Annotated in this window: 21 protein-coding genes; 18 read left to right on the top strand and 3 right to left on the bottom strand. The window is 51.8% G+C overall.

The window, feature by feature from the left end; genetic code table 11:
- The first annotated feature begins 83 nt into the window (after positions 1 to 83).
- The 3 genes from T458_RS40190 to T458_RS40180 all read left to right on the top strand — a co-directional run bounded on the left by T458_RS40190 (position 84) and on the right by T458_RS40180 (position 3,904).
- Complete coding sequence (locus T458_RS40190) at positions 84 to 1,460, top strand: M28 family peptidase (protein WP_023556699.1); 1,377 nt, start codon at positions 84 to 86, stop codon at positions 1,458 to 1,460.
- A 181-nt stretch (positions 1,461 to 1,641) separates the two neighbouring features.
- A complete protein-coding gene (locus T458_RS40185; RefSeq protein WP_023556698.1) occupies positions 1,642 to 3,315 on the top strand; it encodes an N-acetylmuramoyl-L-alanine amidase in 1,674 nt (557 codons plus the stop codon).
- A gap of 25 nt (positions 3,316 to 3,340) precedes the next feature.
- A complete protein-coding gene (locus tag T458_RS40180) occupies positions 3,341 to 3,904 on the top strand; it encodes a GerMN domain-containing protein (RefSeq protein ID WP_023556697.1) in 564 nt (187 codons plus the stop codon).
- A gap of 58 nt (positions 3,905 to 3,962) precedes the next feature.
- On the opposite strand, the gene T458_RS40175 is transcribed toward T458_RS40180, so the two are convergent.
- Positions 3,963 to 4,175, bottom strand: a complete 213-nt coding sequence (locus T458_RS40175) for a DUF378 domain-containing protein (RefSeq protein WP_023556696.1) — start codon at positions 4,173 to 4,175, stop codon at positions 3,963 to 3,965.
- A gap of 191 nt (positions 4,176 to 4,366) precedes the next feature.
- On the opposite strand from T458_RS40175, the gene T458_RS40170 reads away from it, so the two are divergent.
- The 4 genes from T458_RS40170 to pstB (T458_RS40155) all read left to right on the top strand — a co-directional run bounded on the left by T458_RS40170 (position 4,367) and on the right by pstB (T458_RS40155) (position 8,022).
- Positions 4,367 to 5,314 (top strand): phosphate ABC transporter substrate-binding protein, encoded by a 948-nt coding sequence (locus T458_RS40170; RefSeq protein ID WP_023556695.1) that lies wholly within the window; start codon positions 4,367 to 4,369, stop codon positions 5,312 to 5,314.
- Between the two features lie 90 nt (positions 5,315 to 5,404).
- Positions 5,405 to 6,346, top strand: coding sequence for a phosphate ABC transporter permease subunit PstC (pstC, locus tag T458_RS40165; RefSeq protein WP_023556694.1), 942 nt, complete (start codon positions 5,405 to 5,407; stop codon positions 6,344 to 6,346).
- Positions 6,343 to 7,233, top strand: coding sequence for a phosphate ABC transporter permease PstA (gene pstA / locus T458_RS40160; RefSeq protein ID WP_023556693.1), 891 nt, complete (start codon positions 6,343 to 6,345; stop codon positions 7,231 to 7,233). Before pstC ends, pstA begins: the two co-directional genes overlap by 4 nt.
- A gap of 15 nt (positions 7,234 to 7,248) precedes the next feature.
- Positions 7,249 to 8,022, top strand: a complete 774-nt coding sequence (gene pstB / locus T458_RS40155; protein WP_023556692.1) for a phosphate ABC transporter ATP-binding protein PstB — start codon at positions 7,249 to 7,251, stop codon at positions 8,020 to 8,022.
- Positions 8,023 to 8,050: 28 nt separating this feature from the next.
- Here the strand turns inward: pstB (T458_RS40155) and T458_RS40150 are convergent, their stop codons facing one another.
- Complete coding sequence (locus T458_RS40150) at positions 8,051 to 10,084, bottom strand: methyl-accepting chemotaxis protein (RefSeq protein WP_023556691.1); 2,034 nt, start codon at positions 10,082 to 10,084, stop codon at positions 8,051 to 8,053.
- 215 nt (positions 10,085 to 10,299) lie between these two features.
- Here T458_RS40150 and pstB (T458_RS40145) point away from each other — a divergent pair, with 215 nt between their 5' ends.
- From pstB (T458_RS40145) to T458_RS40120, 5 genes are all read left to right on the top strand, one after another.
- The gene (gene pstB / locus T458_RS40145) at positions 10,300 to 11,052 is read left to right on the top strand and encodes a phosphate ABC transporter ATP-binding protein PstB (protein WP_023556690.1); all 753 of its coding nucleotides are present in this window, start codon (positions 10,300 to 10,302) and stop codon (positions 11,050 to 11,052) included.
- Between the two features lie 700 nt (positions 11,053 to 11,752).
- A complete protein-coding gene (locus tag T458_RS40135; protein ID WP_023556687.1) occupies positions 11,753 to 12,145 on the top strand; it encodes a hypothetical protein in 393 nt (130 codons plus the stop codon).
- Between the two features lie 6 nt (positions 12,146 to 12,151).
- Positions 12,152 to 12,751 (top strand): gluconate 2-dehydrogenase subunit 3 family protein, encoded by a 600-nt coding sequence (locus T458_RS40130; protein WP_023556686.1) that lies wholly within the window; start codon positions 12,152 to 12,154, stop codon positions 12,749 to 12,751.
- A gap of 52 nt (positions 12,752 to 12,803) precedes the next feature.
- Positions 12,804 to 14,378, top strand: a complete 1,575-nt coding sequence (locus T458_RS40125) for a GMC family oxidoreductase (protein ID WP_051410070.1) — start codon at positions 12,804 to 12,806, stop codon at positions 14,376 to 14,378.
- A gap of 102 nt (positions 14,379 to 14,480) precedes the next feature.
- On the top strand, positions 14,481 to 14,816 hold the full coding sequence (locus T458_RS40120; protein ID WP_023556684.1) for an ArsR/SmtB family transcription factor: 336 nt from the start codon (positions 14,481 to 14,483) through the stop codon (positions 14,814 to 14,816).
- Between the two features lie 14 nt (positions 14,817 to 14,830).
- On the opposite strand, the gene T458_RS40115 is transcribed toward T458_RS40120, so the two are convergent.
- The gene (locus T458_RS40115; protein WP_023556683.1) at positions 14,831 to 15,079 is read right to left on the bottom strand and encodes a glutaredoxin family protein; all 249 of its coding nucleotides are present in this window, start codon (positions 15,077 to 15,079) and stop codon (positions 14,831 to 14,833) included.
- A 193-nt stretch (positions 15,080 to 15,272) separates the two neighbouring features.
- Between T458_RS40115 and T458_RS40110 the strand changes: the two genes are divergently transcribed.
- The 6 genes from T458_RS40110 (at position 15,273) to alr (ending at position 20,219) form a co-directional block, all read left to right on the top strand.
- Positions 15,273 to 15,434: a gamma-type small acid-soluble spore protein gene (locus T458_RS40110; RefSeq protein ID WP_023556682.1), complete on the top strand. Its 162-nt coding sequence runs from the start codon at positions 15,273 to 15,275 to the stop codon at positions 15,432 to 15,434.
- A 113-nt stretch (positions 15,435 to 15,547) separates the two neighbouring features.
- Positions 15,548 to 15,934 (top strand): holo-ACP synthase, encoded by a 387-nt coding sequence (acpS, locus tag T458_RS40105; protein ID WP_023556681.1) that lies wholly within the window; start codon positions 15,548 to 15,550, stop codon positions 15,932 to 15,934.
- A 238-nt stretch (positions 15,935 to 16,172) separates the two neighbouring features.
- Complete coding sequence (locus T458_RS40100) at positions 16,173 to 17,213, top strand: outer membrane lipoprotein-sorting protein (protein WP_023556680.1); 1,041 nt, start codon at positions 16,173 to 16,175, stop codon at positions 17,211 to 17,213.
- Between the two features lie 168 nt (positions 17,214 to 17,381).
- Complete coding sequence (locus T458_RS40095; RefSeq protein ID WP_023556679.1) at positions 17,382 to 18,461, top strand: hypothetical protein; 1,080 nt, start codon at positions 17,382 to 17,384, stop codon at positions 18,459 to 18,461.
- A gap of 139 nt (positions 18,462 to 18,600) precedes the next feature.
- On the top strand, positions 18,601 to 19,044 hold the full coding sequence (locus T458_RS40090) for a hypothetical protein (RefSeq protein ID WP_023556678.1): 444 nt from the start codon (positions 18,601 to 18,603) through the stop codon (positions 19,042 to 19,044).
- A gap of 2 nt (positions 19,045 to 19,046) precedes the next feature.
- Positions 19,047 to 20,219, top strand: a complete 1,173-nt coding sequence (alr, locus tag T458_RS40085) for an alanine racemase (RefSeq protein ID WP_023556677.1) — start codon at positions 19,047 to 19,049, stop codon at positions 20,217 to 20,219.
- The last annotated feature ends 133 nt before the right edge of the window (positions 20,220 to 20,352 follow it).

The following is a 20,352-nucleotide window of genomic DNA, read 5'->3' as shown; positions in this document are numbered from 1 at the left end:
TATGACGATTCTGACTATTCATTTCCGATATATGCCTTGATAATGAATATGATTCCTTTTTTTCACATGACAGGAGGAGAATTATGTTGAAACGTAAGATGAAACTGATTCCCATTGCTTTAATCGCGAGTTTGGCATTCAGTCTTCCCGTTTACGCAAAACCGCATCCGTCTGACAGTGCGTTTGACAACAAGATTGTAAAGCGAATCAAGGTGGACAATATTTATGACACGATTGATTACCTCTCGCAGGAGCCACGGGTAGCCGGAACCAAAGCGGAGCATGATGCCGCCAAATACCTGGAGAAGCAATTCAAATCTTACGGTTATGACACAGAACTGCAATCTTTTGAGTTTACCAGCTACAAGGCGCCAGATTACATGTCATTGTCTGTCAGCGGCATGGAAGATGTAGATTGGGATCTGGGCAATTTTTCGTACGGTGTCAGTGGACAAGCCTCCGGGGAATTGGTATATGTCGGTTTGGGCCGTGAGAGCGATTTGGAAGACGTCGATTTGACAGGTAAAATCGCCCTCGTCAAGCGCGGCGAGATCAGTTTTGGAGAAAAGGTGCTAAATGCGGCGAGAGCTGGGGCAGAGGCTGTGCTCCTGTTTAACAATGCCTCCGGCGTGATTAACGGTACGCTGGGAGAGCCGAATGATGACTACGTTCCTGCATTGGCGCTGACAAGAGATCAGGGTGAGGAACTCTTGGCCTTGCTGGAGGCAGGGGAAACCCTGATCGCCGACGTAGAGATTGAAGGTTCAGAAATGAAGGAGAGCACCTCCTATAATGTAATTGCTACGAAGAAGCCGGATAAGAAGAAAAGCACGGGTCAAATCGTCATCGTTGGAGCGCATCACGACTCCGTGGCGGGGGCGCCTGGGGCAAATGATGATGCCTCCGGTACAGCAACCGTATTGGAGCTGGCACGTGTCATGTCGAATATGCCGATCGACACGGAACTTCGCTTTGTCACATTTGGGGCAGAAGAGAACGGGCTGCTCGGTTCTTACGCCTACGTAGATTCCTTGTCTGAAGAAGAGATTGAAAACACCGTGGGCATGTTCCAGATGGATATGGTCGGCAGCCGCGATGCTGGCAAGCTGATCATGTATACCGTCGATGGGGAGAAAAATATCGTGACTGATTTGGGAGCGGCAGCGGGATCGCGTCTGTCAGAGACCGTCAATTACGGCCGTGAAGGACGCAGCGACCATGTGCCTTTTGCGGAAGCAGGCATTCCGGCAGCTCTCTTTATCCATGCGCCTGTTGAGCCATGGTACCATTCGCCGGAAGACACGATCGACAAAATCAGCAAGGACAAGCTCCAGGAAGTGGCGGAAATTGTAGGGGCAGCGGTTTACCAGATTGCCCGCCCGGACACGCCAGCCCTCGAGAATGCCAAGGTGGCTCCGAAGAAGGTAGAGTATGAATACGAGGAAAGAGAGCTGGAGTAAGAGGAGCTTCATAGTTCTCTCATTGGAGAAAGTGCCGATTTTCGGCACTTTCTTTATTTTTCCAGTGAATTTGGTTCCATTATACTACAAACTTTGCAGATGGTTATGCGTCTAACTTTACGGGACAATTCATTCGCTCGGCTTCTTCGCCAGACGAAAAAACAACATGAAGGAGGTCAGGATGAAAAGACGTTTGTTACCGTTGTTTGTACTATTGTTATTGCTCAGCCTCCCAGGTTGGGCAGCAGCTGCCGACCAATCCGTCCATCTCATGATCGGGGGACAAGCCGTGCAGCCGGAAGTACCGCCTATTATTGAGAAAGGGCGTACGCTGGTTCCGGTCCGGGTCATCGCAGAAGGTCTCGGGGCTTCAGTAGATTGGGATCAGCCGACACGAACAGCTGTGATTGCGCGAGGCCAACAAACATTGCAACTGACGGTCGGATCCAAACAGGCTCTGCTCAACGGAAAAAAGGTGCAACTGGATGCGCCGCCAACCATGAAAAACCAGAGAATGCTTTTGCCGCTTCGCTTTGTCGGTGAATCACTCGGAGTGACGGTGGGCTGGGAAGAAAGCACCCGTACCGTGATCGCCAACGAGACGCCGCAAGCCGAGTTGAATGGTCAAAAAGCGCCGGATGGCTGGAAGTTTTATCAGGCGGACGATACGTATTACGTATCCGCGCAGGCAGTAGCGGATCAGTTCGGGCTCAAGAATCATGCTTGGAAACGGCCGGAGCGAGGACGCACCATTGATGGCCAGCTGACTTTGCCGCTCACGCAGTTGGAAACGGAGCTCGGCGGTACATTTGCCTGGAATCAAAAGAAGAATCAGGTAGAGATCGAACGTCTCAGCTATATGGAGGAAGTAGAAGCGGACGGGGAGTACGTACATATTAAGACAACACTGCCAGTCGGTGCGGAGGCAATCGTGTTAAACGGACCGCATCGCATCGTGCTCGACCTGCCGCATACGGTTCTGGATGAGGATTTGATACCGCAAAGCTACGGCTATAAAGGCCCGACTGAACAAAAAGAAAAGGCGAATTCCGACGCGGATTCGAAAGCAGAAGACGATGAAAGCGACAAGTCGGACGAGCCTGCTGACGATGACGTCTCAGATGATGAAGCAGACGAAATGGCAGAGGCGGCCAAAGCAGAGGATGCGTTGATAGCCGATTTGCGCTTCAGCCAGTTCCAAAGCTCGCCGAACACCGTCCGCGTCGTCATTGAATTGAATCAAAAGAGTAAGTACACCCTGTCCTATTCAGAGGACGGAATTGAGGTAAAGCTGATCCCGCAACCTCGCAAAACCGGCTATCTGATCGTAGTCGACGCCGGACATGGCGGCAAGGATCCGGGTGCATTAGGTGTAACTGGCAATCACGAGAAGGATTACACCCTCGCGGTAGCCAATAAAGTAGTAGAGCTCTTGAAGCAGTATCCAGAGTTCCAGGTCGTGCCGACTCGCAGTACAGACGTATTTTTAGAGCTGTCCGAGCGAGTTGCCATCGCCAACGACTGGGATGCAGACCTGTTTCTGTCCATCCATGCCAATTCCTTCTCCAACCCGAACAGTGGCGGAACGGAAAGCTTCTATTACAATGCCAACAGCAAGGAGTTTGCGCAGCTTGTCCACAAGCATCTCCAGGGGGCTACGCAATTCCAGAATCGCGGTGTGAAGGCATCGGGCTTTTACGTCATCAAGCATACGAAAATGCCGGCTGTTCTGACAGAGACAGGGTTCCTCAGCAACCCCAAGGAAAACAGCAAGCTGACTTCTCCTGATTTCCAGGAGAAAATTGCGAAAGCACTTGTAGCTGCCATACGGGAGTACTACCAATCCTATCAATAAGGCAGCTCGCAGTAAGGAGGATAAGATGAACTACAGACGACGCCTGGTTGGACTCGGTCTATTTGCGCTGCTGCTTTTGGCTGCTGGCTGCGGTCAACAAAATGCTGCCCCTGCTCCCGTTCCAGCGCCGGAGCCTGCGCCACAGACGGGGGCGCCAACAGAAGAGCCGTCCGGTTCCAGCTTGACCAAACAAACCATTTCCGTATTCTATTCCGACAACGACTTGCTTGCTTTGCAGGAGGAGAAACAGGAGATTGCCTTTGCGGATGATCTGGAGAAGTATAAGAAGGCGGTCGCACTTCTGGAGGCTCCGCAGGAAAAGGAGAAGCATTTTCCCTTGTGGGTCGATTTCAAGTACCACTCGCTAACCTTTGAGGAAGGCAAGTTGACCATTGACGCAGACAGCCATAACGTTTACAACCTTGGCTCCAGTGGTGAAATCATGGCCCTGGATGCGTTGAAGAAGACCCTGTTCCAATTTCCAGAGGTAAAAAGCATCGTGATTTTGGAGGATGGGAAACCTGCAGAATCGCTAATGGGGCACGTTGATATTGTAGAGCCACTGACGCGTGATGAGGTTGCGCAATAACCGATACCACAAAAAGCACGTCCCGGTTTCGTCTGGGACGTGCTTTTTCATTGAGGCACTACGAACCGTTCTCCGGGTTTGGCTGCTCGCGGAGGCCGAAGAGAAATTTGATGGAGTAGACGCCGGCCAAGCCAACGGCTGTATAGACAATCCGAGCAACAATGGATTCTTCCTCACCGAAAAGAGTCGAGATCAGGTCAAACTGAAAGAAGCCGATCAATCCCCAGTTTAAGGCTCCGACAATAATAAGAAACAAGGCCAATTGATCCACGTTTGGTCAACCCTCCCTGACAAAAGAATGATCATCAGTATTCCCCACTCTCCCATGAGGCATCCCGATTCGCGGCGATCTTTAAGAAAGCTTTACAATCCCAACACAATAGAACAACATTCCCCCTGTAAACTTTGTAAGTGAAAAGACCAAAAATAATGACCTTACAAAACGGGGAGGATTTTCATCCAATGAAAAAACTCAGCAAAATGTTTATGGCTTTGACAGTTGTGGGGGCTTTGCTCGCAGGTTGTGGAAGCAATGCGGCAACTCCATCTCAACCGCAACAACAATCCGGCGGGACACAGACACCAGCACCGGAATCCAATTCTGGCAATGCAGGCGCTGAGACAACAAGCAACGAACCGATCACAGCAGTAGGCTCTACAGCGATGCAGCCTCTGGTCGAACAAGTAGCCAAGGATTTCATGGCGAAAAACCCAGGCTTGCAAATTCAAGTGCAAGGCGGAGGTAGCGGAACAGGCTTGAGCCAGGTATCCAGCGGAGCAGCTACGATCGGGAACTCTGATATTTTCGCAGAAGAGAAAAAAGACATCCCCGCAAGTGAATTGGTAGACCACAAAGTCGCAGTAGTTGGCATGGCAGCTGTCGTGAATCCGCAAATCGGCATCGACAATCTGAGCAAGCAACAACTGATTGATATTTTCAGTGGCAAAATCACCAACTGGAAAGAGGTTGGCGGTCCTGACACAAAAGTAACCTTGGTTAACCGTCCGAAATCTTCCGGTACTCGCGCAACCTTCAGCAAATTCGCTCTGGATGGCACTGAGGAAGCAGAAGGCATCACAGAGGATTCCTCGGGTACTGTTCGCAAAATCATCGCAGAAACACCTGGAGCAATCGGTTATCTGGCTCTGTCCTACATCAATGATTCTGTCAAAGCATTGAAACTGGACGGCGTGGAAGCGAACGGCGAGAACATCGCGACCAATCAATATCCAGTGTGGGCGTATCAGCACATGTATACAAAAGGCGAGCCGACTGGCAGCGCCAAAGCGTTCCTCGAATATATCGTGACTGACGAAGTGCAGAAAGCAGCCGTGAAGGATTTGGGCTTCCTGCCGATTACAGAGATGAAAGTAGATCGTGCAGCAGACGGAACCATCAAACAAAAATAATCAAGCATATAGACAGTTTTGGCAAAATGAGGGGTGAGGGGGCGCTTCCCCCTTATTTTGCTTGCTGTCCCTTTTCCAAGGAGGGGAATCATGACCCATCGTACTGACACTCCATCACAATCAGGGATTGCACGGAAAATGTTGACCAGCAACAAACGCCAATGGACGGAGAATGTGACCGGCAGGGTGATCGCTACCGTTTGTGCGGCATTGTTGATCATCGTAGTCTTGTCGATTACGTACTTTATCGCTTCCAAAGGGTTGTCTACTTTTTTCGTGAACGGAATCAGCATCACGGAATTTTTGAGCCAGGTCAAATGGGACCCTGAAGGCGAACCTGCCGTATACGGCGTCTTTCCCTTCATTCTCGGCTCCTTTCTGGTTACGACATTGGCGGCTTTGATCGCAGCTCCTCTCGGCATTGGCGCTGCCATTTTCATGATTGAGCTGTACCCGAACTTCGGCAAGAAGGTCTTGAAACCTGTCATTGAACTGCTGGTGGGAATCCCGTCAGTTGTCTACGGGTATGTCGGGCTTACCTTGCTTGTGCCGTTTATACGTGAACAGTTTGATGTTCTGGGCTTCAGTCTGTTGGCGGGCGGACTGGTTCTCGCCTTGATGATTCTGCCGACAATTACCAGCGTGGCCGCTGATGCGATCTCGGCAGTGCCGCAGGATTTGCGCAATGCGTCCTTGGCTTTGGGGGCGACGCGTTGGCAAACTATTTGGAATGTCGTGCTGCATTCTTCCTTGCCGGGATGCCTCACTGCCATTGTCCTAGGGATGGCGCGTGCATTCGGGGAGGCGCTGGCGGTCCAGATGGTAATTGGTAACACCACCAAGCTCCCGGGCAGCTTGCTCGATCCAATCAGCACGTTGACCAGCGGAATCACCCTGAACATGGGGAACACGATTCAGGGAACTCCTTACAATAATGCGCTGTGGTCGATGGCCTTGCTGCTTTTGTTGATGTCCTTCGTCTTTATCATGATCTTGCGCATCATCGGTAGAAAAGGACGGGTGAACAAATGAGAGCAAAAATCATGGACCGCGCCGCGACTATCATTTTGACCCTGATTGCAGTGCTGATCATTGGCACCTTGCTCGGATTGCTCGGTTTCATCCTGACGCAGGGCTGGCATAAGCTGAATCTGGATTTTCTCACCTCACCTCCTGATATTGTGAAGGCAGGCGGCGGGATTGGACCGCAATTGTTCAACTCCCTGTACCTGCTCGTATTGACGATGCTGATCGCCTTGCCGCTTGGACTTGGCGCAGGCATCTACATGGCGGAATACGCGCCGGACAACAAATTTACGCAGTTTATCCGCATGAGCATCGAGGTGTTGTCCTCGCTGCCGTCTATCGTCGTTGGTCTGTTCGGACTCCTGGTCTTCGTTAACATGACGGGATGGGGATACACCCTGTTTTCCGGGGCATTGGCCCTGACCGTCTTCAATCTGCCTCTCCTGGTGCGTGTCACGGAAGATGCGATTCGCAACGTACCGCGCAGTCAAAAAGAGGCGAGTCTTGCTTTGGGCATCACCAAATGGCGGACGATTGTCTCTGTGATTTTGCCTGCTGCCTTGCCAGGGATTCTGACTGGAACGATTCTGGCCTCGGGCCGTGTCTTCGGGGAAGCCGCCGCGCTTTTGTTTACTGCGGGAATGTCGTCGCCTGACCTCGATTTTAGCCAATTTTCTCTGAGTGGTCCGACCTCTCCGCTCAACCCGTTCCGACCGGCGGAGACGCTGGCGGTACACATCTGGAAGGTAAACAGCGAAGGCTTGGCTCCGGATGCGCGAGATGTGGCAGATGGCGCCGCAGCGGTCCTGATTATTGCCGTCCTGCTGTTTAATCTCTCGGCGCGCTGGTTTGGCGCATGGATCTACAAAAAGATGACATCAGGGGCCAATTAGGAAAGGGTGGAAGCGATGAGTGTGAAGACCTTGGAAAAGACGATCATTCGGACGCGCGATGTGTCGGTTTACTATGGGGAAAAACGGGCAGTATCCAATATTCGCATGGATATTGATCGCAATTCTGTCACTGCCTTTATCGGTCCTTCCGGCTGCGGCAAGTCCACGCTCTTGCGCAGCATGAACCGGATGAATGATCTGGTGCCCTCTTGCCGGGTGACGGGTTCGATCGAGGTGGACGGGACGGATATCAACAGTGCGGATGTAAATATTGAAGGATTGCGCCAGGTTATCGGAATGGTCTTTCAGCGGGCCAACCCGTTTTTTAAATCGATCTATGAAAACATAGCTTTCGCCCCGCGTTTTCACGGCCTGACCGATAAGCGAAAGCTGGACGAGGTTGTAGAAGAAAGTCTGCGCAAGGCCGCGCTCTGGGATGAAGTGAAGGACCGCTTGCGGGAGTCGGCGCTCTCGCTCTCTGGCGGCCAGCAACAGCGCCTTTGCATCGCGAGGGCGATCGCCATGCAGCCGACCATTCTGCTTTTGGATGAACCGGCTTCGGCTCTCGATCCCATCTCGACAATGAAAATCGAAGAATTGGTGATGAGCTTGAAGGAGGAGTACACGATTGTGATCGTGACCCACAATTTGCATCAGGCAGCCCGCATCTCGGACAAAACCGCCTTCTTTTTGATGGGTGAGCTGATTGAATACAACGATACCTCCACACTCTTCACTACACCTGAAAACGAAAAAACGGAAGCCTACATCAGCGGCCGATTCGGCTGATGACGGAACACAAACAAGAAGAAGCCCTCTACGCGGAGGGCTTCTCTGTTGTTGTCTGGAAAAAGCGGATTTCCTGTTCCAAATCTTCGACGACATCGGTCAGTTTGGCAGAGTCGTTCAGGAATTGCTGGGAGTAGCTCAGGCTTTCCTGATTGGAAGCTACAGCCTGCTGCATGCCGTCCAATACCTCGACTGCGGAAGCAGAAAGCGTATTTACGCGCTCGAGAATGAGTTGACTATGCTGTCGTATTGAAGCGGAGAGCTGCTGGATCGCTGCGAACTGAGCGGTAAACGTATCGCTGAGCTGGACCGTTTGGGCAAACGTGTCGGTTGCCTGGCTGAGGGTATGAATCGCTTCCAGAGTGGCAGAATCTGTTGTTTGCATGCAGCGGGAGACGTGTTCCATGCGTTGTTCCCCTGCAGCAATCACTTGCTGGATCCGAGAGGTAGCTGTCTCGGTCTGCGCGCTGAGCTGCCCGATCTCGTCAGCCACGACGCCAAAACCAAGGCCGGCCTCTCCGGCGCGGGACGCTTCGATACGAGCGTTCAAGGACAAGAGTTTGGTGCGCTTGGAAATATCCATGATCATGCCGGAGATGTCGTGGATGTCAATCATGCTTTTCCTCATGGCGGATACCGCTTGCAGCGAAGTGCGCATATCTTCGGAGATCCTCTTCATTTCCGTTTGCAGCTGCTCGATGGAATAGGAAGTGCTCGCAGTTTGCTGGCTTGATATCTGATTCTGTTCGAGGGCATTTTGCAGCAAGGTAGTGATCCGGTTCATTTCCTGCGCGATGCTGTCCACATGGTCGTGAATGTCCGCTATCTGCTGGTGCTGGGCATCCATTTCGTGCGACAGCCTTTCCGTGACGTTTGTGACTCCGCTTTGAACGGCATGGGAGCGTCTGGAGCCGTCTTCGACATGAAGGGCAATCTGCTTCACATCGGATATGGCATGCTGGATCTTGCGTATGATCCCGTTGAGTTGTCCGCTCATGCGATTGAAACCATCCGCCAGCTGCCGAAGCTCGTCTTGGGTTTTCACGTGCATCACCAGGCTGAGATTGCCCTCGCTGAAGGCGGTCATTTTTTGCTGCGCTTCCTTGATGGGCGCGACAATTTTGCGGACGTATCCGTACAGCAGCACGGACAAAGCCCCCAAACCGATCAGCGAGATGGCGAGGATGGTCCATTGCAGGCGTTGAACCTCCTGTTCCAGCTCGGCTACTCCCTGCAAAACGATGATTCCCCAGCGAAGCCAGGGATCGTATTGAAAGGCAGCCAGATAGTCTGCCTGGTCGAGATGGACGGTCTGGACACCTGCGTTGCCCGCCATAACCTCATTCACGACGGGAAGCTGCTCCAAGGATGGGCGAGTCAATGCGTAATTCGCATCGGGATGGGCGACCAGCTTGCCATGTTGATCTACAATCATGGCATAACCGGAGCGGCCGATCTGAATGCCGCCGATAAACTCGCTCAGCTTGGGGACGGAAACAAAGGCAACGACAACCCCGGCGGTCTGTCCGTCATCCTTTTGGAGAGGAAGCGAGACAGCGATCTTGGGAAACTCGGTTTGGGAAAATTGAAAGACATCCGATATGTATGCCGGTTGATCTTGCAAGCGGAGTGCCTGGCTGTACCAGTCTGTCGTCCTCGGATCGTACGCATCGACCGGTGAACCGGGAAACGTAAGATACTTCCCGTCCGAGGTTGCCAGCTGTATCTCTGATATCGTCGGGTGTTGCGCTGCCAGATCGGAAAAGATGTCGAACACCTGGCTGTTGGTCACTTTACCCGTTTCGTAAGCGGATGCAAAAGATTGCAGAGTGGCTACGATCGCCTTCACGCAATGGCTCGCCTCCGTCAAGGTGGTGAGCGAGACCTGCGTCAATTGTTGCCGGGTCTTCTCCTCAAGCATCGATTCTGTCTGGTAGCTGATAAAAAACCCTGCCGTAACCATCATGGCGACGACCATTGCCAAAATTCCGAAGAACAGCCTGGTGAAAATTGTCCGAGAATGAATGGATGAAATGCGAAAATGTAAGAATGATGGGGACATCATCAGCTCTCCCTTTTGCGTGGCAATGTTCTCAGCCCTAATTGTAGGAGCCGCTTGGTGGATCGTCGATAGATCGGGAAAAATCTTTACCTGATCTTTACCTTCCTTCAAAAATTAATGAAAACTTCATCTTATCTATACGGAAACACCATAATTGACCGGTATAGTGAGAGAGCGAGAATAAAACTGTGCAACAATGAAGGAGCGAGAACCGTATGCGTGTCATTTCGGTGCGAGAGCTGAATCTCTTTTACGGTAAGCAACAGGCTCTCCATGACATCAACCTGGATGTCGACTCCCATGCCATTACTGCCTTGATCGGTCCGTCTGGATGTGGGAAATCAACATTTTTACGGACGTTGAATCGAATGAACGACTCGATTGCCCATACAAAAATTACTGGCTCGGTGAAAGTATTTGACGAGGACATCTACAGTCCGCAAGTGGATGTGGAAGGTCTGCGCAAAAGGATCGGGATGGTGTTTCAGCATCCAAATCCGTTTCCCAAGAGCATTTATGACAATATCACCTACGGCCCCAAGCTGCATGGCTTGACCGATCGCGACCAGCTGGACGAGATCGTGGAGAACAGCCTGAAGGCAGCAGCGCTTTGGGAGGAAGTGAAGGATGTTCTGAAAAAGCCGGCGACAGGGCTTTCTGGTGGACAGCAGCAGCGGCTCTGCATCGCTCGCGCCCTCGCCGTCCAGCCGCAGATCCTGCTGATGGACGAGCCGACTTCCGCACTCGACCCGATCTCTACGGCAAAAATCGAGGAATTGCTCGAGAACTTGAAAGCTACGTATACGATCGTAATCGTCACGCACAATATGCAGCAAGCAGCCCGCATCTCGGATAAGACGGCGTTTTTCCTCAATGGCGTGCTGGTTGAGGTAGATGAGACGTCGACCATTTTTCAAAATCCTGCTGACAAGCGAACAGAAGATTATATTACGGGCCGTTTTGGGTAAAGCCAAAGAACCTGCGAGGGAATTCCTCGCAGGTTCTTTTTTGACAGACAGGAATTTATAAGTTTTGGGATAGCCGAAAGGCTGTCCTGTTTTCTTTGTTTTAGGATAGGATTAGAAGATGGATACAAACATACTTAGGTGGATTTTCTTTGATGATAATCAGAATTGGGATGTTTTTGCGTATCCAGAGTATTATAAGGGCTTTGCGAGGGAATGAATATAAACTTTTGGATGTTCTCTAACGTAAAAAGGCTCGGAGCTTCGCTCCGAGTTTATATATAGAAAATCGGTTTTGAATTCCTCCGAAGATCAAGATGCTCCATGAGAAGCCCGCAAAAGGTGAGGGAGCAGGAAAAGCTGGTCGAGGAAAAAGGAGAGAAGAGCGAAGGCATTTGGGATCTTGACCCAGGCGTAACGGAAAAGGCGGAACAAGCATTCAGCGGCCAACCCTGTACAACTTCTTCGAACTGGCTGCTTTTGGCCGCGGTTCCGCCTTTGGAGTGGAGACGGACAAGTCGGCCCCCAGCGAAGATCCCAACCCGCCTAAGCGTTCTCTCCTTTTTCCTCCGCCTCACTACAGCTGGAGGACCATAAAAACAAAAGGACGCGGGTGATCTTCCCGCGTTTTTCTTATGTAAGTATAGGACTCCTGACACGCGGAGAAAATAGGCGCATCGCACCATAAAAGGAGGATGTTTCCATGTGGCATGGCTGGCCGATTGAACGCGTGCTGATCCTGTTTGTCGGGCTTGCTTTTGTTTTGCTTGCTGTTCAGGTCACCCTATTTCATTCCAGACAAAATTTTCGGCACTGGGCGATGTGGGTTCCCGTCATAGAGCTGCCTTTGTTTGCCGTTACGGCAATCGTCTTGTCTTTTTATAACGCAGCATGGCTGCGCTGGGTATTTACCGTCTGGATGGTGTTGGGGCTGTTTGGCGGCGTCTTTGGCGCTTATCTTCATACGGCTGGCATCGGACAGCGAGTAGGTGGATATGGGGAGAGCCAGAATTTTCTCGTTGGTCCCCCGATTATCCTTCCCTTGTTCATGACGGCACTCTCGGGGCTGGGGCTTATCGCCCTGTTTTGGGGGTGACGTGAGATGAGCAGACACAGCCGCTATCCCGGTTACGATGTATGGGAGGAGCATCAGCATTGGGATGATCATACGAAAAAGATCGTGGGTTCACGGCGAACTCCGCAGGTATCGTACGCTTTTTTCTCCCAAGGTGAAGCATTGCTGATGCAGACCATTGTCAGAGTTCTGGTGAATGACCATCGTCTGGAGGTGCTCACCTATGTAATTCAGCATCTGGATGACTCATTGGCTAGCCCGATCGGAGAGGCGCAGCGCAAAGTAGGAGTGCTTCCGAAAAAGCAATTGTACAGAAAGGGCTTGGCCGGGGTGGATGCGGAGAGCCATGCCCGGTATGGAGTCGATTACGTCGTGTTGAAAAAAGAGGAGCAGCAGGCAGTGTTGCGGGCAATCTCAGAGGGGGAGACGAAAGCGGCAGATGCCTGGTCAGAGGTGGATTCCGTTACCTTTTTCAAGCGTATCTTGCGCGACGCTGTCGATGCTTGTTACTCCCATCCTTTGGTTTGGTCGGATATTGGCTACGGCGGCCCTGCCTATCCGCGCGGGTACGTGCGCGTGGAAAAAGGACTGACGGATCCCTGGGAGGCGAAAGCGAGTGAAACATGAAGGCGGAGTAACTCATCACAGTGTTCATTATGCAGGACATCGCTCCAATGACATGAATCAGCGCAAGTACGCGGACGAGGCGGATGTTTGCATTGTCGGCGCCGGTGCGGCCGGGGGGGTGCTCGCGTACGACCTGGCGAAAGCAGGTCTGAAGGTCGTCGTGATTGAAGCGGGGCCATTCTGGGATCCGCAGCATGACTTTGCCAGCGATGAGTTGTCCATGCGCAGGCTGGGCTGGCAAGAGACCCGTCTGGTAGATGGTCAGGATCCCCTGCGATTGGGTCACAATAACTCGGGGCGAGGCGTGGGAGGAGGCACCGTTCACTTCACCGGCGTTTTCCTGCGTTTTCACGAGAGTGACTTTATGACCCGGACGCTGGATGGCGTCGGGGAGGATTGGCCGATCCGCTATCAGGATTTGGCTCCCTATTATGACCGGATTGAGCGGGAAATTGCCGTCTCCGGCCCGGACCACTTTCCCTGGGGGGCTTTTCACGGCCCGTACCCGTACCCGGTACGGGAACCGATCAGCGCCAATGCCCAGCTTTTCCGCGAGGCGTGCGCCAAATTGGGGATGGAGAGCGTCGTCGCTCCCTTGGCCATCCTTTCAGGACCTTTTGATGGTCGTCCGCCCTGCATCAACCGGGGCTTCTGCAACCAGGGATGCATGCCGAACGCCAAATACAGCGGGCTGATCCACCACATTCCGAAAGCGATCCAGGAAGGGGCAGAAGTGCTGTCGGATTGCATGGTGACCGAGATTTTATCAGAGGGCAACAGGGTGACAGGGGTCGTTTTTTCACACGATGGGCAGTCATACCGGCAGCGGGCCCGCGTCGTGATCCTGGCTGGATTCGTCGTGGAGACGCCGCGCTTGCTCCTCCATTCCGCAACTCCGCATTTTCCCGATGGGCTTGCCAACTCCAGCGGTTGGGTAGGGAAGGCGATCATGCCTCATTCCAGCCATGATGTCTATGGTAGATTGCCGGAAGAGGTGCGTTTGTACAAAGGCACTCCAGTCCTTTCGTTGTCTCAGCATTTTTATGAGACAGATCTGGACCGTGGTTTTGCCAGGGGCTATACGCTCATCGCCCATGGATCAAGGCCAGTGGCGATGGCAGGGGCGATTGCAGCGGAACGGGAGGATGGCTCCTTTTTATGGGGGCAAAAGCTCCGCGAGACGATGCTGGATTACAATCTGTATGCACGAATCACCTTGGTCGGGGAGGTATTGCCCCATCCGGACAACGCGGTGACACTGAGCGGATTGACGGATGAATACGGCATGCCTGTCCCCAAAGTAACCTTCAGCTACCAGGAGAATGACAAAAAATTGTACAAGCATGCCATCGGACAAATGAATCGGCTGATTGAAGCGATGGGAGGAATTCCAGAGCATGTCGTGTCGGACACGGCCCACTTGATGGGGGGCTGCCGCATGGGATCCGATCCACAGACCTCTGTCGTGAACGAGTACGGGCAGTCGCACGATATACCAAATCTTTTCATAGCAGGGGCTTCCACGTTCGTCACTTCCGGCGGTGCAAATCCGACAAATACAGTAATGGCGCTGGCTGCGCGCACTGCAGACAAGCTGATTGAGGCGATGAAGCAAAGAAGTGTATGACTCGCAAAAAGGAAGTTTTCGTGAACCCATCTTCCCCAACTTATAGGGCGTATAGTATACTGATGTTCAGGATTATGTTATGCGAGGCAAAGGTGGGTTCATATGGAAACGGATTTCATGCAGGTATTGCTTTTGGCGGAGATATACAAGCTGCTTGGCGACAAGACTCGCTTGACGATCATGGCTCTCTTGCAAGGACAGTCACTCTGTGTCCGTGATCTTGTGGAGATTCTGCAGACGTCCCAGCCATCTGTCTCCCAGCACCTGGCTAAATTAAAGACACATGGATTGGTGAAAGAGCGGCGGAAAGGACCCTGGGTGTATTACTCCGTCAATTCCGAGTGCTCTCCACAAGTAAAACAAATTTTATCAAACTTGCCCGATATGTCGACGGTCGTCAAACCAAACTCAGCCGAAAGAACACCGTCTTTCGGCTGAGTCAGGGCGCTGGATTATAGATCCAGCGCTTTTTTTATTTGTTCTTTGTCAAAACCGTGGATGACGATTTGTTCCCCATCTTCTTTTTCGATCAGGGTTACCGGCGTCATGCTTGCCCCGATGTTGATCGCCTCTTGGAAGTAGGTTTCGTTCTTGCGGATGTCCCTGTCTTCAAACGGGATGTTTTGCTGGGTCAACCACATTTTTTCCTCTTGGCAAGGACCACAGGTGGTTTGGGTATAGACAATCACTTTCGTGGACATGTTCATTCTCCTTTCAGATGCCATCTACAGAGGTATTCGGTTTCCTCCCGTCAAAATCCTTTGGCTTTCCCACATTAGGATGCCCTCCGTACAAGCTCTCTCTTATGAAAAGGGGTTCCAATAAATGGCGGCATACGAAACTCGGCTCGAGTGCAAATTATATGCAGTGACGTCGAGGAGGTGAATCGAGACAATGGCTAAGCAAAACAAACAAGCGATGAAACAGGCACAGCAACAAGCTCAGAACGCTGCTGCTACTGAATTTGCAAGTGAAACCAATGTGTCGGAAGTTCGTCGTCAAAACCAGCAATCTGCTGCGAAGTCTGCACAACAATCCGGACAGCCTACTGAATAGTGATGGAAGACAAGCCCCCGATTTTGCGGGGGTTTTTTCGTTTATAGCTTGTCAATCCTGCATGAGGATGATACGTTGACACCATAGCTGGACGAGACAGGAGCGTTGCAATCATGATCGTGGGAATCGGACTGGATTTAGTCGAAATCGAGCGGATCGCCAAATGGCTTGAGCGGCAGCCGCATGCCGTTGACCGTTTTTTGACCGAAAAAGAGAAAAACCTGTATGCGTCCAAATCCGCACAGCGGCAAGCGGAATTCGCAGCAGGTCGTTTTGCCGCCAAAGAGGCAGGAGCAAAAGCCCTGGGGACAGGGATCGGTGCGACGATAGGCTTTCTGGATATGGAGGTTCTGCCAGACACACTGGGAAAGCCAGAGATGTACATCTCAGCAGGGGTGTTTGAAAAACTGGGGCTGGATCATAGCCGTATTCGTATACATAGCAGCATTTCTCATAGCCGGACACATGCGATGGCACAGGTAATTGTAGAAAGTCTGTAAACTTGTCTGCATAACGGGACGAGGATGGACATAGATTTATATCGCGTAGATCAGGAGGGACTACCTGCTCTGGTGACAGAGAAAGTCTTTTGCCGATTGATGCGATATCGCGTCCTCCAAGGCCGGATAAAAACAGACACGATGTTCGTCTTCGTCGAGAAAGGACTGACAGATTTCCCAGGAAATAGACAGGGGTGCCCTTCTTTGTCGAAAAATTTGACAAGGAGGAATTCATTCAATGAAACGAGCAGCTTTACCACTGGTGTTATTGATGATCTTCACTCTGCTGCTCGGCGGCTGCTTTGGTCAAAAGACACCAGAAGATGTGGTGGGTGACTTGAGTGGTACGCTGGACAAGATGGAAGGCTACAAGTCACAAGCGGTATTGACCATGGAAACCGGGACCACCCCGATGGAGTATGATGTACAGGTTTGGTACGAAAAACCGACCAATTATCGAGTGGCCCTCACTTCCAAGCAGCGCGGCATTACCCAGATCATCCTGCGAAATGACGAAGGAGTTTTCGTCCTTACACCACATTTGAAAAAAAGCTTCCGATTCCAGAGCGGTTGGCCGGAAAACAATGGCCCACTTTACCTGTATGAGACATTGGCTCGCAGCATCATTGATGATTCGGAGCGTCAAATGAAGATGGATGACAAGCAGTATTTGTTTGAGGTAAAGGCGAATTACAGCGGCAATCGGTCTTTGACCAAGCAAAAAATTTGGTTGACAGAAGATTTTAAACCGACGCACGCGGAAATCATGGATTCCAGCATGAATCCGCTGGTGAAGATTAATTTTACAGAGTTCGTCTTCAATCCGACGTTTGAAAAGAACGCATTCGACAAAGACCACAATATGAGCACGTCCTCCTTGCCGTCCGTTCCTACAATGGGCAAAGCAACGGGCGAAGGCGTGCAGGAACAGCCATCCAGCCAATTCGGCGTGATTGTTCCGACTTATATGCCAGAAGGCGTACAGCAAGGCGACATCGAGCCGGTGACGCGCGATGGGGAACGCGTGGTAGTCCTGAAATACAAGGGTGCCTACAACTACAATTTGCTCGAATCCCGTCCGACTGCTGCCAGTGTTTCCTATGAACAGGGCATGCCGGTGAACCTCGGCTTTACGATCGGTGTCCTGGCTCAGACAGGTGATAATCAAAGACATCTGACTTGGGAACTGGATGGCGTGGAGTTTACGCTGACAGGAGACCTGCCGGAGGAAGAAATGGTGAATGTCGCACAGTCCACCTATGGAGTAGGCGGTAAATAAGAAGCGAGAGAGGACGGTCCAGCGCCGTCCTTTTTCTTTTTCCCACAACGGTTCCGCATGATTCCCTCCAGATTTCCATCTTTCTCAAACGTGAATCTAAGAATCGTCCACTACACTAAGACTTGTACCGAAGAGGTGCGAGACTGGAATGGAAAGGATGATGGCAACATGTTGAGCAAAGCAAAAATGGGAATGCTGTTTGGATCGATGGCTGCGGTGCTGAGTTTGGGGATGCTGGGAAGTGCGTATGCGGCTGACGCGGACCAAGCAAAAACCAACTATACAGTGGAAGGAAAACAAAACTTTGGCAAGGTGAAAATGGGAGGACATGCGGGTGTTTTCGGCGGCGTTGCGTTCAAAGAAAACAAAGCACTGCTGGAACTTCTCGGACTGGAAGCAGAAGAGCTGAAAGAAGCGCAAAAAGCAGGCAAGTCCCTGGCTGAGATCGCAGAAGCGCAAGGCGTCGACAAGCAAGCTGTGATCGACCTGTTGGTCCAAGAGCAGGCAGATAGGCTGGCGGAAGCCGTGACTGCCGGGAAACTGACGCAGGAGCAGGCAGACAAAATGAGTGAAAATGCCGGTGAGCGCATTGCCCAGCTGGTGGAAAACGGTCATCCAGGTAAGATGGGAATGGGTAGAGGCTTCGGCGTTTTCGGACAAAGCGAGGCATTGCTAAAGCTCCTCGGACTGGAAGCAGAAGAGCTGAAAGAAGCGCAAAAAGCAGGCAAGTCCCTGGCTGAGATCGCAGAAGTGCAAGGTGTCGACAAGCAAGCTGTGATCGACCTGTTGGTCAAAGAGCAGGCAGAGAAGCTGGCGGAAGCCGTAACTGCCGGGAAACTGACGCAGGAGCAGGCCGACAAGATGAGCGAAAATGCCCGCGAACGGGTTGAAGGACAGGTAACAAATCCGCATCCAGGCAAAGCAAGAGGAATGGGCAAAGGATTCTTCGGTTTTGGGCAAAACGAGGAATTGCTGGCTTTGCTCAAACTGGACGCTGCCCAACTGCAGGAGGCGCTGAAGGCAGGCAAGTCGCTGGCTGAAGTGGCGAAAGAGCAAGGTGTAGACCAAGAAGAGGTCATTGCGCTGCTGCAAAAAGCGCATGAGGATATGCTGGCCAAGGCTGTGGAGGAAGGCAAACTGACACAGGAGCAAGCAGACCAGCAATTGGACAAGGCAAAAGAACAGGTTACCAAAATGGTAGAAGGGACTTTCAAGAAGGTCCGTTCGTCTGAGGCGGCAAAGGAATAACCATACATGTATCAAAAGGAGATCCCTGATCGGTTTTGGGCCGATAGGGATCTTTTTGTTCAACATTCCCTTCATTGACACCAGACAGGGAAAAGCGATACATTCAAGATAACTTATTTGATGAGGTGGCATGCGTTTCATGAAAAAACCGATGTCAGATGTATTGTACCAAGAGGAATCATCCTACAAGGACATGCTTCTGCGAAAAAGCATGAAAATGCGAATCATGGAAACAGTGGCATTTGTCTTTGGAATGATGATCCTGGCACAGTTTTTTCCCAGTGATGCGACGGCGTTCAAGGTGCTCGCTTTTGCGATCGCGATTGCCGTAGTAGGCTTATCCCCGTTTTTGTACAAAGCCATCCTGCGTCCGATGTACAAACTGACAAAAACACATCTGATCATCTCGTTGTCTGGCGAGGAAAAGAGCTATCCACTGAACGAGGTGGAGCCGATTTACGAAGGACGCCATGTCTATCGCTTGAGTGGCAAAAGGGAATCGCTGATGGTTTCCCGGCAGTTTTTGTCCCACTTGAACGAGCGACTGTTTTACTACCAAAAAGGAAATAAGAAGAGGAGATAAGGATGAAACCGTTTTGTCGTGACACCTGGGTTGAAGTAGATTTGGATGCCATACGCGCCAATGTCGAGACATTCCGGCGGCATATTCCCGAGAAGACGGAGATCATGGCAGTGGTCAAAGCGGATGGTTACGGTCACGGAGCTGTACAAGTAGGCAGGGAAGCCCTGGACGCAGGTGCGGATTCGTTGGCGGTAGCAATGCTTGACGAGGCAGTCGTCCTGCGTGATGCGGGGATCACAGCGCCGATTCTGGTACTCGGGTATACCCCGCCTGAATCGGTGGGAATCGCCAGCAAACGGCAAGTCGAGCTGACCGCCTACAGCGAAGCATGGATACGGGAAGCAGACAGACTTCTGCGGCAAGATCAGCTTGAGCCCGTCGGCATTCATGTCAAAGCGGATACGGGGATGGGCCGTCTTGGCGTGCGCACAACAGATGAACTGTTGGGGGTCGTCGGGGCGTTGGAAGAGAGCGATAAGCTCCGTTGGTCTGGCCTGTTTACCCATTATGCCTGCGCGGATGAGCCGGACGATACCCATGTGCGACGACAACACGAGATGTTTCAAGCCTTTTTGCAAGCCCTGCTGGCCTCGGGCAGAAAACTGCCCAAGGTTCATTGCTGCAATACGGCTGCCGCCATTGCCCATCCGGAATGGGGGTATGATACGATTCGTTTAGGCATAGGTTTATACGGACTATATCCTTCACCGTACATGAAAGAGCGTGCGGATGTCTCACTGATTCCCGCTCTTTCGCTGAAAACGCGAATTGCCCATGTCAAAGTGGCGGAGCAACCCATCACCGTAAGCTATGGCGCCACGTACACGACAGAACCCAATGAACAGGTGGCGACGCTGCCAATCGGCTACGCTGACGGATATTCCAGGCTCCTGTCCAATCGCGGCACGGTGCTGTTCGAGGGTTCCCGTGCTTCGATCATCGGCCGAGTCTGCATGGATCAGACGATGGTGCGGATCGAGAGCGGCGAGGCTGAGGTCGGGGACGAGGTGGTCCTGTACGGCAGACAGGGAGAAGAAGAGATCTCTCTGGATGAAGTGGCTGCTTTGATCGGCACGATCAATTACGAGGTGCCCTGCATGTTGAATTACCGAATTCCCAAGGTATACATGCGCCAAGGAAAGGAATGCGGAGTTTTTCATCCCCTTTTCAAATAACAGCATGATCGTTGTCTGGGAAAAACTGACTGTCTACATGCGGCAGGATTTTATCGGCATAACGCGAATTATAGCTAAGCGCAAAGAATGCGCGAACGCAATATTTGCGCCACCCAGATGGGCAACAGGTATA

It is taken from the genome of Brevibacillus panacihumi W25, assembly GCF_000503775.1.
In the GTDB taxonomy this organism is placed as follows: domain Bacteria; phylum Bacillota; class Bacilli; order Brevibacillales; family Brevibacillaceae; genus Brevibacillus; species Brevibacillus panacihumi_A.
The sequence above is the reverse complement of the archived record's forward strand: the minus strand, read 5'-3'. Positions and strand labels throughout refer to the sequence as shown.